Source organism: Nocardioides piscis (genome assembly GCF_011300215.1).
Classification (GTDB): domain Bacteria; phylum Actinomycetota; class Actinomycetes; order Propionibacteriales; family Nocardioidaceae; genus Nocardioides; species Nocardioides piscis.
Genome location: NZ_CP049866.1, coordinates 2,238,906 through 2,254,976 on the forward strand (window position 1 = coordinate 2,238,906; position 16,071 = coordinate 2,254,976).

At 70.3% G+C, this 16,071-nt stretch carries 15 protein-coding genes, 1 tRNA gene and 1 pseudogene; 16 read left to right on the top strand and 1 reads right to left on the bottom strand.

Going from position 1 to position 16,071, the window contains the following annotated elements:
- Positions 1–98: 98 nt before the first annotated feature.
- Complete coding sequence (locus G7071_RS11020; RefSeq protein ID WP_166318545.1) at positions 99–731, top strand: hypothetical protein; 633 nt, start codon at positions 99–101, stop codon at positions 729–731.
- Entirely contained in the window at positions 731–1,648 is a 918-nt protein-coding gene (locus G7071_RS11025) for an LCP family protein (RefSeq protein ID WP_166318548.1), read from the top strand. Before G7071_RS11020 ends, G7071_RS11025 begins: the two co-directional genes overlap by 1 nt.
- 60 nt (positions 1,649–1,708) lie before the next feature.
- Here G7071_RS11025 and G7071_RS11030 read toward each other — a convergent pair.
- Positions 1,709–1,781, bottom strand: a tRNA-Arg gene (locus tag G7071_RS11030).
- A gap of 85 nt (positions 1,782–1,866) precedes the next feature.
- On the opposite strand from G7071_RS11030, the gene argS reads away from it, so the two are divergent.
- From argS to atpB, 14 genes and pseudogenes are all read left to right on the top strand, one after another.
- Positions 1,867–3,522 (top strand): arginine--tRNA ligase, encoded by a 1,656-nt coding sequence (gene argS, locus G7071_RS11035; protein ID WP_166318551.1) that lies wholly within the window; start codon positions 1,867–1,869, stop codon positions 3,520–3,522.
- A 4-nt stretch (positions 3,523–3,526) separates the two neighbouring features.
- On the top strand, positions 3,527–4,927 hold the full coding sequence (gene lysA / locus G7071_RS11040; protein WP_166318554.1) for a diaminopimelate decarboxylase: 1,401 nt from the start codon (positions 3,527–3,529) through the stop codon (positions 4,925–4,927).
- Positions 4,927–6,219 carry a homoserine dehydrogenase gene (locus G7071_RS11045; protein ID WP_166318557.1) on the top strand — a complete coding sequence of 431 codons (1,293 nt, stop codon included), beginning with the start codon at positions 4,927–4,929 and terminating at the stop codon, positions 6,217–6,219. Before lysA ends, G7071_RS11045 begins: the two co-directional genes overlap by 1 nt.
- On the top strand, positions 6,216–7,304 hold the full coding sequence (gene thrC, locus G7071_RS11050) for a threonine synthase (protein WP_166318560.1): 1,089 nt from the start codon (positions 6,216–6,218) through the stop codon (positions 7,302–7,304). The genes G7071_RS11045 and thrC overlap by 4 nt, the downstream gene beginning before the upstream one ends.
- 2 nt (positions 7,305–7,306) lie before the next feature.
- The gene (thrB, locus tag G7071_RS11055) at positions 7,307–8,218 is read left to right on the top strand and encodes a homoserine kinase (RefSeq protein ID WP_166318563.1); all 912 of its coding nucleotides are present in this window, start codon (positions 7,307–7,309) and stop codon (positions 8,216–8,218) included.
- A gap of 121 nt (positions 8,219–8,339) precedes the next feature.
- On the top strand, positions 8,340–10,241 hold the full coding sequence (rho, locus tag G7071_RS11060; protein ID WP_166318566.1) for a transcription termination factor Rho: 1,902 nt from the start codon (positions 8,340–8,342) through the stop codon (positions 10,239–10,241).
- Between the two features lie 91 nt (positions 10,242–10,332).
- Positions 10,333–10,575 carry a 50S ribosomal protein L31 gene (rpmE, locus tag G7071_RS11065; RefSeq protein ID WP_166318573.1) on the top strand — a complete coding sequence of 81 codons (243 nt, stop codon included), beginning with the start codon at positions 10,333–10,335 and terminating at the stop codon, positions 10,573–10,575.
- 84 nt (positions 10,576–10,659) lie between these two features.
- Positions 10,660–11,733: a peptide chain release factor 1 gene (prfA, locus tag G7071_RS11070; RefSeq protein ID WP_166318576.1), complete on the top strand. Its 1,074-nt coding sequence runs from the start codon at positions 10,660–10,662 to the stop codon at positions 11,731–11,733.
- Positions 11,733–12,578 carry a peptide chain release factor N(5)-glutamine methyltransferase gene (gene prmC / locus G7071_RS11075; RefSeq protein WP_166321054.1) on the top strand — a complete coding sequence of 282 codons (846 nt, stop codon included), beginning with the start codon at positions 11,733–11,735 and terminating at the stop codon, positions 12,576–12,578. Before prfA ends, prmC begins: the two co-directional genes overlap by 1 nt.
- A 64-nt stretch (positions 12,579–12,642) precedes the next feature.
- Positions 12,643–13,238: pseudogene (locus G7071_RS11080) on the top strand (L-threonylcarbamoyladenylate synthase).
- A 9-nt stretch (positions 13,239–13,247) separates the two neighbouring features.
- On the top strand, positions 13,248–14,393 hold the full coding sequence (locus tag G7071_RS11085; RefSeq protein ID WP_166318579.1) for an MraY family glycosyltransferase: 1,146 nt from the start codon (positions 13,248–13,250) through the stop codon (positions 14,391–14,393).
- A gap of 89 nt (positions 14,394–14,482) precedes the next feature.
- Positions 14,483–14,926 (top strand): hypothetical protein, encoded by a 444-nt coding sequence (locus G7071_RS11090; protein WP_166318582.1) that lies wholly within the window; start codon positions 14,483–14,485, stop codon positions 14,924–14,926.
- 30 nt (positions 14,927–14,956) lie between these two features.
- A complete protein-coding gene (locus tag G7071_RS11095; RefSeq protein ID WP_166313525.1) occupies positions 14,957–15,259 on the top strand; it encodes an AtpZ/AtpI family protein in 303 nt (100 codons plus the stop codon).
- Positions 15,234–16,055 carry a F0F1 ATP synthase subunit A gene (atpB, locus tag G7071_RS11100; RefSeq protein WP_246209955.1) on the top strand — a complete coding sequence of 274 codons (822 nt, stop codon included), beginning with the start codon at positions 15,234–15,236 and terminating at the stop codon, positions 16,053–16,055. The genes G7071_RS11095 and atpB overlap by 26 nt, the downstream gene beginning before the upstream one ends.
- Positions 16,056–16,071: the final 16 nt, after the last annotated feature.

Genomic DNA, 16,071 nt, shown 5'->3' on the forward strand with positions numbered 1-16,071 from the left:
GTCGTCAAGGCTAGTCGCACACGCGCGCAAATGCAGGGCGGGAGGGGGTCTTTGGGAGAAGGTGTCACGAGCACCACATGCGCACCTCTGGAGACTCAATGCCTACTTCCCCCTCGGGTCGCCCCCTGCCGACCCGGGCGCGCGCCCGCACCCTGGTCGCGTTCCTCGTCCTGGTCGTCCCCGGCGCGCTGCTCGCGGGCTGCAGCAGCGACGAGGAGCCGCGCTCGGGCAGGACGCCCCGCGCGGGCGCTGCCAGCGCGAGCCAGGTGAGCGCCGCCATACCCTCCGAGGTGAAGACCGACGCCAAGGTCGCCCACGTCATCGGCCGGCTGCCGGGCACCCGGCGCAAGGCCGTCCGCCAGCAGGTGGAAGCGGTCATCGACCGTTGGTGGCAGCGGGCCTATCTCACGACCGGGCACGCGCGCATCGATGCCACCAGGGTGTTCGCGGGATTCACCCCCGGAGCCCAGCGTCGTGCTCGCTTCGACCGGGCCCTGATGACCAGCGCCGACCTGCGCGCCGAGTCGGTGACCCCCCTCATGCGCAAGGTGCGGCTCGACCTGCTGGCCGTGAACGGCCGCGCGCGGTCGGTCACGGCGCGGTTCGACCTGCGCCTGCGCACCTCGGGCGAGCGGGAGGGGCGGCTGCGGATGAACGGTCGACTGTTCCTCGTCCACAGGCCGGCCGGCTGGCGGGTCTTCGGCTACGACGTCGCGAAGGGGTGGATGTGATGAGGCCCCTGCCCCTGCACATCGGACGCAGGCTGCGCACCGGCCTGCTCGGCTGCGTCCTGGCGGCGACCGCACTCGTCGTGCCCGACGCATCGGTCCAGCCTGCTGACGTCGAGCTGGTCAAGATCCAGCAGGCAGGCGGGGTCTCGGTGGGACCCGACGTCGTCTGGATCCTGGCCGTCGGCTCGGATGCCCGGCGCGGCCAGGACATGCTGCGCAGCCGCGGTGACGCGCTCCAGCTCGTCGGCATCAACACCCGCACGCGCGCAGCCACGGCGATCGGGGTGCCGCGCGACTCGTGGGTCGACCTCCCCGGCCACGGACGGCAGAAGATCAACTCCGCCCTCTACTTCGGCGGTCCCAAGGCCATGGCGGAGGCGATGACCCGCCTGATCGGCATCCGCCCCGAATACGTCATGGTCACCCGCTTCCCGTTCTTCGAGGACATGGTGGACTCGATCGGCGGCATCGAGGTCGACAACCCGCGGGCCTTCAGCGACCCCTACCTCAAGAAGGACGGGTTCCGGCCGGGCCGGATCCGCCTCGGTGGCTATGACGCGATGGCGTTCTCCCGCATCCGCAAGGGCCTGGCCGGGGGCGACTTCGACCGCTCGGCCAACCAGCAGCGGACGCTGCGCGGCATCCACGCGCGCATCAGGTCGCAGGCCGACCGGCCCGGCTTCATCGAGCGGGGGGTGATGACCGTGCTCAAGCACATGTCGACCAACGTCGGACCGGCCGACCTCTACGTCCTGGCCCAGGCGGTGGCCCAGGTCGAGCCCGCCCGGATCACCACCTGCGTGATCCGTGGCCGGATCGGATCAGCGGCCGGCCAGAGCGTGGTCTTCCCGGACGTCGCCCAGGCGCGACGGCTCGGTGACGACGCGCGTCGCGACGCCACCCTGAAGGGCTGCTAGGAGCACGATCCTCACACCAGGACGCAAACGTCCTGGTCGGTGGACCGGAAAGAACGAGTGTGCCTCCGGCAGGATTCGAACCTGCGGCACCTGGTACCGGAAACCAGTGCTCTATCCCCTGAGCTACGGAGGCATGCCCCGCACAGCGACGCAGCGTGGGAAGACTAGCCGCTGATATCGACGCGAGTGAAACCGGTGCCCGCGGATAGGCTTCGCCGGTGACTCCTGAGGATCTATCGCGCATCATCGTCGACACCCTGGCGGCCCTGCAGGCCGAGGGGGCGCTGTCGCTCGCCGACGGCCTGCCCAGCACGGTGACGGTGGAGCGACCCCGCCAGAAGGGTCACGGCGACTACGCCACCAACGTCGCCCTGCAGCTGGCGAAGAAGGCGGGCTCCAACCCGCGGGCCTTCGCCGAGCTGGTGGCGGCGCGGCTGGGCGACGCCGAAGGTGTGGCGGGGGTGGAGGTCGCCGGGCCCGGCTTCCTCAACATCACCGTCGACGCGGGAGCCCAAGGGACGGTTGCCGCCGACATCGTCAGCGCAGGCGAGACGTATGGCGCCTCGGACGCCTTCGCCGGGGAGAGGATCAACCTCGAGTTCGTCTCGGCCAACCCGACCGGCCCCCTGCACCTGGGTGGCGTCAGGTGGGCGGCCGTCGGCGACGCCCTCGGTCGCATCTTCACGATGACCGGCGCCGACGTCACCCGGGAGTACTACTTCAACGACCACGGGGCCCAGATCGACCGGTTCAGCGGCTCGCTGCTGGCGAGCGCTCGTCAGCGGCCGGTCCCCGAGGACGGGTACGGCGGGCAGTACATCCACGACATCGCTGCTGCGGTCGTCGAGAAGCGGCCGGAGGTGCTCGAGCTCGACGACGAGGCGGCCAGGGAGGTCTTCCGCGAGGTCGGCGTGGACATGATGTTCGCCGAGATCAAGCAGTCGCTCCACGACTTCGGCGTGGACTTCGACGTCTTCTTCCACGAGGACGACCTGCACCGGAGCGGAGCCGTCGGTCGAGCGATCGAGCGGCTCACCGAGCTCGGCAACACCTATGTCGAGGACGGCGCCACCTGGCTGGCGACCGAGAAGTTCGGCGACGACAAGGACCGGGTCATCATCAAGTCCGACGGCAAGGGTGCCTACCTGTCGGGAGACCTGGCCTACTACCTCGACAAGAGGGAGCGCGGCTTCGACCGCTGCTTCATCATGCTCGGGGCCGACCACCACGGCTACGTCGCCCGGATGATGGCGATGTGTGCGGCGTTCGGCGACCAGCCCCACGTCAACCTCGAGATCCTGATCGGCCAGATGGTCAACCTCCTGCGAGACGGCGAGCCGCTGCGGATGTCGAAGCGCGCCGGGACCGTGGTCACGATCGACGACCTGGTCGAGGCCATCGGCGTGGATGCCTCCCGCTACGCCCTGGCCCGCTACCACTCCGACAGCCCGATCGACATCGACCTGGACCTCTGGTCCAGGGCCAGCAACGACAACCCGGTCTACACCGTGCAATACGCCCACGCCCGGGTGTCGAGCCTGATGCGCAACGCGGCCGACCTCGGCGTCGAGGCGACCTCCCACCCCGCCCTGCTCGCCCACGAGAAGGAGGGCGAGCTGCTCCGGTCGCTGGCGGAGTTCCCGCGGGTGGTCAAGGCGGCCGCCGAGCTGCGTGAGCCCCACCGCGTCGCCCGCTACCTCGAGGGCCTGGCCGGCACCTACCACCGCTTCTACGACAGCTGCCGGGTCCTGCCCCGCGGCGACGAGGAGACGAGCGACCTGCACCGGGCCCGTCTCCTACTGGTGGACGCGACACGCATCGTCCTGGCCAACGGGCTCGGGCTGCTCGGCGTGACCGCTCCCGAGAGGATGTGAGGACGTGCCCACGTCGCACCCGTCCGGCTGGGCGCACGCGGACGGCGCGCTGCGGGGACCGTCCTGGCTGCGCCAGCCCACCGATGCCAACGAGATCGTGCCGCTGCTGTGGTCGACGACGGCCGAGAAGGACGGGGGAGTCCTCAGTGTCGGCGGAGTGGCGGTGACCGACCTCGTCCGCCAGGAGGGCAGCCCGGCCTATGTCCTGGACGAGGTGGACTTCCGGTCCCGAGCCCGGGCGTTCAAGCAGGCCTTCGACACCTACGACGTCTTCTATGCCGGCAAGGCCTTCCTGTCCACCACCACGGTGCGCTGGCTCGACGAGGAGGGCCTGCACCTCGACGTCTGCTCCGGCGGGGAGCTCAGCGTGGCGCAGCGCGCGGGGTTCCCGATGGAGCGTGTGGGCTATCACGGCAACAACAAGACCGAGTCCGAGCTGGCCCGGGCCCTCCACCTCGGTGTCGGCAGGATCATCGTCGACTCGTTCCACGAGATCGAGCGGCTCGAGCGACTCACCGCCGCCGGCGGCCGGACCGCCCGGGTGATGATCCGCGTCACTGCCGGCGTCGAGGCCCACACCCACGAATACATCGCCACCGCGCACGAGGACCAGAAGTTCGGGTTCTCGATCACGAGCGGTGACGCCTTCGAGGCCGCACGCCGGGTGCATGATGCCGCCGGACTGGAGCTCCTCGGGCTGCACAGCCACATCGGCAGCCAGATCTTCGACTCCTCGGGCTTCGAGGTCGCCGCTCGTCGGGTGCTGGCCCTGCACGCCCGGGTGAGCGAGGAGATCGGCGTCGACATGCCGGAGATGGACCTCGGCGGGGGTTTCGGCATCGCCTACACGACGCAGGACGACCCCAGTGACCCCGCGCAGCTGGCCGGAGAGATGTCCAAGATCGTCGAGCACGAGTGCAAGGCGCTCGGCATCGCCGAGCCCCGGCTGAGCATCGAGCCCGGTCGTGCCATCGTCGGCCCGTCCATGTGCACCGTCTACACCGTCGGCACCGTCAAGGAGGTCGCACTGGACGGCGGGCAGGTGAGGGCCTACGTCTCGGTCGACGGCGGGATGAGCGACAACATCCGCACCGCCCTGTATGACGCGGACTACTCCGCGACCTTGGCGTCGCGGCGCTCGGACGCGCCGGCTGTCCTGTCCCGGGTCGTCGGCAAGCACTGCGAGGCCGGCGACATCGTCGTGAAGGACGAGTTCCTCCCCGCCGACGTGGCCCCTGGCGACCTCCTGGCCGTGCCCGGAACAGGTGCCTACTGCCGCTCGATGGCCTCCAACTACAACCACGTCCTGCGCCCTGCGGTGATCGCTGTGCGGGACGGGAAGATTTCCGTCGTCCTGCGCAGGGAGACTGAGGACGACCTGTTGGCTACAGACGTGGGTGCGTGATGGAAGAGAAGCGACTGAACGTCGCAGTGCTGGGTTGTGGGTCCGTCGGTTCGCAGGTCGTCCGGCTGCTGACCGAGCAGGCTGACGACCTGGCGGCACGCGTCGGAGCTCCGGTCGAGCTCGTGGGCGTCGCCGTACGCCGACTCGACGCACCCCGCGACATCGAGGTCCCCGAGGGCCTCCTGACCACGGACGCGGCCGGGCTCGTCGCCCGCGACGACGTCGACGTGGTGGTCGAGGTGATCGGCGGCATCGAGCCGGCCCGGTCGCTGATCCTCAGCGCCCTGGAGAACGGCGCCAGCGTCGTCACGGCCAACAAGGCGCTGCTCGCCGAGGACGGTCCGACGCTGTTCGAGGCTGCGACCAAGGCCGAGCGCGACCTCTACTACGAGGCGGCCGTCGCCGGCGCCATCCCCATCCTGCGTCCGCTGCGGGAGTCCCTGGCCGGCGACAAGGTCACCCGCGTGCTCGGCATCGTCAACGGCACCACCAACTTCATCCTCGACAAGATGGACACCGCGGGCAGCGGCTTCTCCGAGGCGCTGGAGGAGGCCCAGGCCCTCGGGTATGCCGAGGCGGACCCCACGGCCGACGTCGAGGGCTTCGACGCCGCGGCCAAGGCCGCGATCCTGGCCAGCCTGGCCTTCCACTCCCGGGTGACTGCCTCCGACGTCTATCGCGAAGGCATCTCCGAGGTCACCGCTGCCGACGTCCAGTCCGCGCGCGAGATGGGCGCGGTCGTGAAGCTGCTGGCCATCTGCGAGCTCCGCGGCGACCAGGTCGCGGCGAGGGTGCATCCTGCGATGATCCCGCGCAGCCACCCGCTCGCCAGCGTGCACGGCGCCTACAACGCCGTCTTCGTGGAGTCCGAGGCCGCCGGCCAGCTGATGTTCTACGGTCCCGGCGCCGGTGGTTCGCCGACTGCCAGCGCCGTGCTCGGTGACCTGGTCACGGTCGCGCGCAACCGGCTCGCCGACACCCGCGGGGCCGGCGAGTCGGCATACGCCGATCGTGCGGTGCTGCCGATGGGGGAGACCCGGACCCGCTACCACGTCGCGCTCGACGTCGACGACCGCTCAGGGGTGCTCGCCGCGGTCGCGACGACCTTCGCCGACAACGGTGTCTCGATCCAGACCGTCCGCCAGGAGGGCCGTGGCGCCGATGCCCAGCTCGTCGTGGTCAGCCACGGCGCCACGGATGCCGCGCTGAGCTCGACCGTGCAGCAGCTGCGCGGGATGGACATCGTGCGTGACGTCACCTCGGTGATGCGTGTCGAAGGGGGCGACGAATGAGCACGACCCACGGACAGTGGCCGCGCCGTCAATGGTTGGGGGTCATCGAGGAATACCGCGACCTGCTCGACCTCCCCGAGGGGCTGCAGGCCGTCACGCTGCGCGAGGGCGGGACCCCGCTGGTGCACTCGGAGTGGCTGAGCGGCCTGACGGGTGCCGAGGTGTGGCTCAAGGTCGAGGCCAACAACCCCACCGGCTCCTTCAAGGACCGGGGGATGACCGCAGCCATCTCCGTCGCCAAGCACGAGGGCGACCAGGCCGTGGTGTGCGCGTCGACCGGCAACACCTCCGCGTCGATGGCGGCATACGCCGCCAAGGCCGGCCTGAAGCCGCTCGTGCTCATCCCGGAGGGCAAGATCGCGGCGGGCAAGATGGCGCAGGCAGTCGTGCACGGGGCGCAGATCATCATGGTGCGCGGCAACTTCGACCACTGCCTCGACATCGCGCGCGGGCTGGCCCGCGACTACCCCGTCGCGCTGGTCAACTCCGTCAACCCGGTCCGGCTGCAGGGGCAGAAGACGGCCTCGTTCGAGATCTGCGACTTCCTGGGCGACGCCCCGGACTACCACCTGCTGCCGGTCGGCAACGCCGGCAACATCGCCGCCTACTGGATGGGCTACCAGCAGTACTCCGGCCTCGGACGCAGCAGCCGGCTGCCGGTCATGCGCGGCTTCCAGGCGGAGGGCGCCGCACCCCTCGTGACGGGCGAGCCGTTCCCCGACCCCGAGACGAAGGCCACCGCGATCCGGGTGGGCAACCCGGCCTCGTGGCACCTGGCCGAGATGGCGGCCAAGGAATCGGAGGGTCGTTTCGCGGCGGTCTCGGACGCGCAGATCCTCGCCGCCCAGGCCGAGCTGGCCAGGCGCGACGGTGTCTTCGTCGAGCCGGCGTCGGCGGCCGGCGTCGCCGGACTGCTCGCCGAGCTCGCTGCCGGGGAGAGCTATGCCGGCAGGACGGTGGCGATCACCGTCACCGGGCACGGGCTCAAGGACACTGCGACGGCGCTCGAGTCCTTCACCGACATCGTCGACACGGTCGTCGATGCCGACGTGGAAGCGGCCGCGGCCGCGGCCGGTCTCGCCTGAGGATGGCCACGTTCGTCAGTGGCCGGGTGCACGTCACCGTTCCCGCCACCTCGGCCAACCTCGGTCCGGGCTTCGACTCCCTGGGCCTGGCCCTGTCGCTGCGCGACTCGCTCGAGGCGCAGGTGACCGCCGCCGGACTGGTCGTCGAGGTCGAGGGGGCCGGTGCGGACGACGTGCCGCGCGACGAGTCGCACCTCGTGGTTCGCGCGATGCGAGCTGCGTTCGCGGAGATGGAGGCCGATCCTCCGGGCCTCAGGCTGCGCTGCCACAACGTCATCCCGCACAGCCGCGGTCTGGGCTCGTCGTCTGCGGCGATCGTGGCGGGCCTCGCGCTCGCGCGTGCGCTGGTCGCGGGCGGCCAGCTGCTGCTCGACGACGATGCGCTGTTCCGTCTGGCTGCAGAGCTCGAGGGGCACCCCGACAACGTGGCGCCCGCGTTCTACGGCGGCTTCGTCATCTCCGGGCAGGAGGGAGGGCAGTGGTACGCCGTGCCGGCCGGTGTCGATCCCCGCGTGCGCGCCGTGGTCTTCGTGCCGCCCACGCCGGTGGCGACCGAGGTCGCGCGGGGACTGCTCCCCGACGCCGTTCCACATGCCGAGGCGGCTGCCAACTCAGGTCGGGCCGCGCTGCTCGTCGCAGCCCTGGCCGGACGCCCGGAACACCTGTTCGCCGCCACTCGCGACTTCCTGCACCAGGAGCAGCGGACGCCCGCCATGCCGGAGTCGCTCGCCCTGATGCATGCGCTGCGCGCCGAGGGCATCGCCGCGGTGATCAGCGGCGCGGGTCCGACGGTGCTGGCCTTCTCGGGCGGCAACCATCTGGACCTGGCCGGGCGGGTGCCCGCGGGCTGGGCCTGCCACGAGCTCGACATCGAGGCCGCGGGCGTCGTCCTCGGCCCAGAAGACAGCCGCTAGGCTCAGGCCCTCCGGTGCGGGCACCTCTCGCGCTCTCACCCGTTGGTGGCCGGATCTTTGTCCTGACGACACGCGCCGCCCGACTCCATGGCGTCGGCGCCACAACCCGACTTGGACCCACGTGACTGAATCAACTGACTCCCCGACCGCCAAGAAGCCCGCCAAGAAGGGCGGTCTCAGCTCCATGCTGCTCGCCGACCTCAAGTCGATGGCCGGTGGGCTGGGCATTGCTGGCGCGGGATCGATGAAGAAGGCCCAGCTCGTCGACGCGATCAAGAGCGCGCAGGGCGGGGCCAGGCCGGCCAAGGCCGAGGCCACCCCGGAGCCCAGGACCGAGCCCACTGCACCGCGCGAGGCCCGGACCGAGACGGCGCGCGAGACCGAGCGCGAGACCCAGCGCGACGGCCAGCCGCAGGCCGCGCAGTCCGCGCCGGTGGTCCGGACCAGGACCCGCAACCAGCCCAAGGCCGAGTCCTCGGCCAGCGAGGCCACGGCCAAACCTGAGTCGGAGTCCAGGACCGAGCCCGATCGTGGGGGCGACGGCGGGCCGGGTGGGGACACCTCGGACGAGGGTCAGTCGCGACAGCGGACCCGGAACCGCCAGCAGGGTCAGCAGGCTGACAAGCAGCAGGGCAAGTCGCAGCCGGAGCAACAGGGCAAGTCGCAGCCGGAGCAACAGGGCAAGCAGGGCGACAAGCAGCCGGACCAGCAGGGCAAGCAGGGCGACAAGCAGCAGGGCCAGCAGGGCAGGACCGAGCAGCGGCCGGCCGACCACGACGACGACGGTGAGGGCGGCAGCCGCCGCAACCGCCGCCGCCGGGGCCGTGATCGCGACCGCGACCGTCAGGGGGTCCGTCCGCTGGGCGGCGATCGCAACGAGCCGGACACCACGGTGCTGGAGGACGACGTCCTGGTGCCCGCAGCCGGCATCCTCGACGTCCTCGACAACTACGCGTTCGTCCGGACCTCGGGCTATCTGCCCGGGACCGATGACGTCTATCTCTCGCTGTCGATGGTGCGCAAGTTCGGGCTCCGTCGCGGCGACGCCGTCGTGGGGCAGGTGCGCCAGCCCAGGGAGGGCGAGCGCAAGGAGAAGTTCAACCCCATGGTGCGCATCGACAGCGTCAACGGCACCGACCCGGAGGCCGCTCGCGAGCGGCTCGACTTCGAGACGTTCACACCGGTGCACCCCACCGAGCGGCTGCGCCAGGAGACCACGACGACCGAGCTGGTGGGGCGTGCCATCGACATCGCCGCCCCGATCGGCAAGGGCCAGCGCGGCCTGCTGATCGCGCCGCCGAAGACGGGCCGCACCACCGTGCTCCGCTCCATCGCCCAGTCCATCTCGCGCAACGACCCCGACGCCCACCTGATGGTGGTCCTGCTCGACGCGCGCCCCGAGGAGGTCACCGACTTCCAGCGCGAGATCAAGGGCGAGGTGATCGCCTCCACCTTCGACCGACCCGCCGGCGACCACACGATGGTGGCCGAGCTGGCCATCGAGCGGGCCAAGCGCCTCGTGGAGCTCGGGCACGACGTGGTCCTGCTGCTCGACTCGCTGACCAGCCTGGGGCGTGCCTACAACCTGTCGGTGCCGCCCAGCGGCCGGACCCTGGCCGGGGGCGTCGACGCCGCCGCCGTACACCCGCCCAAGCGACTCTTCGGCGCCGCGCGCAACGTCGAGGGCGGGGGCTCGCTGACCGTCCTGGCGACCCTGCTCGTCGAGACGGGCTCGGCCACCGACGCCGCCATCTTCGAGGAGTTCGGGGGTACGGCGAACATGGAGCTGCGCCTGAGCCGGGAGCTGGCCGAGCAGGGGGTCTTCCCGGCGATCGACTTCGTCGCCTCGGGCACCCGGCACGATGCGCTCCTCTCCAGCGAGCAGGAGGTCGGGATCGTCGCATCGCTGCGGGCCAGCATGTCCGGGGACCGGGTGGCCGCCGTTCGCGACGTCCTCACCCGGCTCGGCAAGGCCCAGAACAACATCTCGTTCCTGAGCAGTCTGGATTCGCGCCGCCGTTGACCGCAGTGGCACACTTGAGTGCTGGCCCCGGTTCACGCCTGCGCATCCACGCGACGGCGACCCGGTGCATCGTTTGAAAGGACGACACCCCATGAAGAAGGACATCCACCCCGCATACGTGGAGACCCAGGTCACCTGCACCTGCGGTGCAAGCTTCACCACGCGCAGCACTGCGACCTCCGGCACGCTGAAGGCCGACGTCTGCTCGCAGTGCCACCCGTTCTACACCGGCAAGCAGAAGATCCTCGACACCGGCGGCCGCGTCGCCCGCTTCGAGGCTCGCTACGCCAAGAAGTCGGCCGCCAAGCCGGCTGAGAGCGCCGAGACCAAGTAGTCAGACCGAGGCGCCGGTTGCTCGCACTGCGAGCGGCCGGCGCCTCGTCGTCTGTCCCGGCAACGGTTCTACCTAGGAGACGCTGTGTTCGAGGCTGTCGAAGGGCTCGTCGCGGAGCATGCTGCACTCGAGAGCCGGCTCGGCGAGCCGGAGACGCACGCCGACCAGCGTCTGGCGAAGCGCCTCAACCAGCGCTACGCCGAGCTGACGGCCATCGTCAACACGTGGCGCGCCTGGATCCAGCTGGGCGAGGACATCGAGGCCGCGCGTGAGCTGGCCGCCGAGGATGCTGCCTTCGCCGCCGAGGCCGACGAGCTTGCAGCACAGCGGGACAAGACCCAGGAGCGGCTCCGGCACCTGTTGGTCCCGCGCGAGGAGACCGACAGTTCAGATGCGTTGCTGGAGGTCAAGTCGGGGGAGGGCGGTGAGGAGTCCGCGCTGTTCGCGGGCGACCTGCTGCGGATGTACACCCGCTTCGCCGAGCAGCGTGGCTGGCAGACCGAGGTCCTCGACGCCACCGAGTCCGACCTCGGCGGCTACAAGTCGGTGACGGTCGCGGTGAAGGCCCGCGGGGTGAGTGAGCCCGGTGAGGCGCCCTACGCACTGCTGAAGTTCGAAGGTGGCGTGCACCGCGTCCAGCGGGTCCCGGTGACCGAGTCGCAGGGGCGGGTCCACACCAGCGCCGCGGGTGTCCTGGTCATGCCCGAGGCGGAGGACGTCGACGTCGAGATCCACGACGCTGACCTTCGCATCGACGTCTATCGGTCCTCAGGGCCCGGTGGGCAGAGCGTCAACACGACCGACTCGGCCGTGCGCATCACCCACGTGCCGACGGGCATCGTGGCGAGCTGCCAGAACGAGAAGAGCCAGCTGCAGAACAAGGAGTCCGCGATGCGGATCCTGCGCGCCCGGCTGCTGGCGGCGGCCGAGGAGGAGGCCAACGCCCAGGCCAGTGCCGCGCGCAAGAGCCAGATCCGCACCGTCGACCGCTCCGAGCGGATCCGCACCTACAACTACGCAGAGAACCGGATCTCCGACCACCGGACCGGCTACAAGTCCTACAACCTCGACACCGTCCTCGACGGCGCCCTCGGGCCCGTCCTCCAGTCCTGTGTCGACGCCGATCTCGCGGCACGGCTCGAGGCCCTCGAGTCGTGATCGGCGTACGCCGCAGCGTCGCCCTGGCCACTGCGGTCGAGCGTCTCCGCGACGCCGGTGTCGCCAGTCCGGAGCACGACGCAGCGCAGCTGCTGGCGCACGTGCACGGCATCGAGCGCCGCGACCTCTTCCGCGTCGAGACCGTGACCGAGGAGCTCGGAGTCCGCTTCGAGGCCCTGGTGGCCCGCCGGGCGGCGCGCGAGCCGCTGCAGCACCTGACCGGGTCCGCGTTCTTCCGGCACGTCGAGCTGGCGGTGGGCCCCGGCGTGTTCACCCCGCGCCCGGAGACCGAGCTGCTCGCAGGCTGGGCCATCGAGCACGCCTCGTCGCTGACGCGGCCGGTCGTGGTCGACCTGTGCACGGGCTCGGGTGCCATCGCCAAGGCGATCGCGGACGAGGTCCCGGGCGCGGACGTGCACGCCGTCGAGCTCGACGTGGACGCCCACACGTGGGCAGAGCGCAACCTGGCGGGCACGGGTGTCGACCTGCGGCAGGGCGACATGGCGGACGCGTTCGACGACCTGCTCGGCACCGTCGACGTCGTGGTCTGCAACCCGCCATACATCCCGCTCGAGGCCTGGGAGTCGGTCGCCGTCGAGGCGCGCGACCACGACCCGCACCTGGCTCTGTTCTCCGGCGACGACGGCCTCGACGCGATGCGGGTCCTCGCACAGCGCGCCAGCAGGCTGCTCAAGCCCGGGGGAGTCGTGGGAGCCGAGCACGCCGACCTCCAGGGCGCGTCGGCGCCGGAGGTGTTTGCCGTCACCGGCCACTGGGTGGAGATCCTCGACCACCGGGATCTGGCAGGTCGGCCGCGCTTCACGACGGCCCGACTGGCACGATAGGCGGGTGCAACGGCTGGCAGTGACGACCGAGGACGAGCGGAACGCGACGATCGAGGCCGCGACGATGGCGATCCGCAGTGGTCAGCTGGTCGTGCTGCCCACCGACACCGTCTACGGGATCGCCGCCGACGCCTTCTCCCCGGAGGCCGTCTCGGCCCTGCTGGCGGCCAAGGGCGTGGTCGTGAGATGCCTCCGCCGGTCCTGGTCAGCAGCGCGACGACCCTCGATGCGCTGGCCGTCGGCATACCCGGATATGCGCGCGCCCTGGTCGAGGAGTTCTGGCCCGGGCCACTGACGATCGTGTGCCGCCAGCAGAACTCGCTGCAGTGGGACCTGGGTGAGACGCGCGGCACCGTGGCGGTGCGCATGCCCGACGACGAGGTCGCGCTCGCGATCCTCGAGCGGACCGGCCCGCTGGCCGTCAGCTCCGCCAACCTGTCCGGTCGCCCTGCTGCCCGCGACGCCGACGCTGCCGAGGGGATGCTGGCGGCCAGCGTCGAGGTCATCGTCGACGCCGGTCCCTGCGCCGGTGGCGAGGCCTCGACCATCGTCGACTGCACCGGCAGCCAGGGCCGCATCCTGCGGACCGGAGCCCTCTCGCTGACCCAGCTCAACGCTGTGCTGGAGCCGCTCGGGGCAAGCCTCACCGACGAGGGCTGAGAGGACCCGGTGCGCGAATACCTGCTGGTCTTCCTCGTTGCCGCCGTCGTCAGCTACCTGCTGACCGTCATCGCCCGCGAGATCGCCCTGCGCACTGGCGCTGTCGCCCAGGTCCGGGACCGCGACGTCCACACCGAGCCGATCCCCTACCTCGGAGGAATCGCGATGCTCGGCGGGCTGACGGCCGCCTATGTCGTGGCGCGCGAGCTGCCGTTCCTCTCTCGCAGCGAGGGATTCGTCTTCCGCGATGCCGGCGTGGTCCTGCTCGCCGGGGCGCTGGTGTGTGCGGTCGGGGTGCTCGACGACATCTTCGACATCGATGCCCTGACCAAGCTGGGCGGGCAGGTGCTGGCCGCCGCGCTGCTCGTCGTCTTCGGGCTGCGGTTCTACTACTTCCCGATCGGCGACGGCGAGCAGTTCATCCTCGACAACGCCCAAGGTGCCCTGCTCAGCGTCCTGGTGGTCATCGCGACGATCAACGCCGTCAACTTCGTCGACGGGCTGGACGGGCTGGCGGCGGGAGTCGTCGGCATCGGGGCGGTCGCCTACTTCCTCTTCTGTTACTTCCAGGCCAGTCAGAACAACCTCACGCTGGCGACCACCGGGGCTCTGCTCAGTGCGGGCCTCGCAGGAGCCTGCGCCGGCTTCCTGCCCCACAACTTCCACCCTGCCCGGCTCTTCATGGGCGACTCCGGCTCCATGCTGATCGGCCTGGTGCTCTCGGCGAGTGCGCTGACGCTCAGCGGCCAGTTCGCCGGGCACGAGATCGACGGTGGCGGCAGCATCCTGGTCGCCGTGCTCCCGGTCCTGCTGCCGGTCTCGCTGCTGATGGTGCCGGTGGCCGACCTGGTGCTCGCGGTCGTACGCCGAACACGAGCGGGCCGCTCTCCGTTCGCCCCCGACAAGCAGCACCTCCACCACCGACTCCTGGAGATCGGTCACTCACAGCGCCGGGCCGTCTACATCATGTGGATGTGGGCCGCGCTGGTCGCCGGGGGATCGGTGCTGGTCAGCCTGTACGGCGGTGACACCACCTGGGTCGGCCTGGGGGTGCTCTTCGTGTTCGCCGTGGTGATGACGTTCGTCGTCCCCAAGCTCCACCGGCCCGGGGTGCCCGCCCCGGCGCTCGCGCCGCCCGCGGATCCTCCGGGTTAGAGCGACACGAGGACCTTGTGATAGTTTTCACGAGCGTTCCCGGACGCCGATCCACCCACTGACAGCCCCTCCACAGGACGGCCGCCATCATGACGACCGAGTCGAAGCAGGCCACCCGCCAGGGTGTCGCAGTGCTCCTCTGGTCGGCCGCCGCCACAGTCGCCGTGGGGCTGGTGCTCGTCGGAGTCGCAGCCGTGCTGGCCGGGGCGACCGCGGCGCTGAGCGCTGCCATCGGCGTGGGGCTGGTCGTGTCCGTCGTCAGCTTCGGGGTGTTCGTCGTCAACACGGTCGCCTCGATCATGCCCAGCGCCACCGTGCTGGTCGCCCTCGTGACCTACGCCCTCCAGCTGGTCGTCATGGCCGCCGTGGTCCTCGGGCTGGCCCGCAGCGGAATGCTCGACGGCAGCCTCGACCGCCGCTGGCTCGGCGGGGGAGTCGCGCTCGCCGCGCTGGTCTGGATGATCGCCCAGATCGTCGGCGCCATGCGTGCCCGCATCCCGCTCTACGACCTCCCCGAGGCGGGTGCGCGATGACCGATCCAGCCTGCTATTGTCCGGGACGCGATGGCTCAGCAGCAGCCCCCCTCGGAGCATTCAGACGGACCCCCCTACGGCGACCCCTGGTTGGCGTTCTCTTACCTCGTCTCGGGTGCAACGATCTACGGGCTCCTCGGCTGGGGTCTCGACCAGTGGCTGGGAACGAAGTTCCTGGTCGTGATCGGAATCCTCACCGGGGTCGCACTGGCGATCTACATGACTTTTGGTCGGTTCGGCGGGCTTGCTGCGCGTCAGGACAAGCGATGCGACAAGCCCGACAAGAAGAGCCAAGGCAGGAGAGAGAGTGAGCTTCCACGTGAACCTGAGTGAGGTCACCGAAGGTGCGATCAGGGCCGAGGGCGGCGAGTTCCACGCTCCCGGACCGGGCAGCTTCGAGCTTCCCCCCGTGTTCGAGGTGGCTGGCTTCGGGGTCACCAAGCCGATGCTGCTCCTGGTCCTCTCGGCGGCGCTGATCCTGGCCTACACGATCGCGGCCTCCCGCAAGCGCGCGATGGTGCCGGGTCGGCTCCAGTACACCGGTGAGGCCGTCTACGGCTTCGTCCGCAACACGCTGGCGCGCGACAACATCGGCAGCGAGCACTTCATGAAGTTCGTGCCCTACCTCTTCTCGCTGTTCATGTTCATCCTCGTCAACAACTACTACGGCATCTTCCCGCTGCTCCAGTTCCCGACGATGTCGCGCATCGGCTTCGTGATCCCGCTGGCGATCATCTCGTGGCTCATCTACGTCGGCACCGGCATCTGGAAGCACGGCCCGCTCGGATACCTCAAGCACGCGACGATGCCCGCGGGGGTCAACGGGCCGATCCTGCTGCTCCTGGTCCCGCTGGAGTTCTTCTCCAACATCCTGGTCCGCCCGGTCACGCTCACCTTGCGTCTGTTCGGCAACATGTTCGCCGGCCACCTGCTGCTCATCCTGTTCGCCACCGGTGGTGCAGCGCTCCTCCAGAGCGGAAACCTCCTCTATGCCGGTGTGGGAGTCCTCTCCTTCGTCCTCGGCATCGGTGTCAGCTTCCTGGAGATGCTGGTGATGTTCCTCCAGGCCTACGTCTTCACCCTGCTCAGCTCGATGTACATCGGCGAAGCGCTCGCAGACGAGCACTGACCCAACCCCTAGTTTC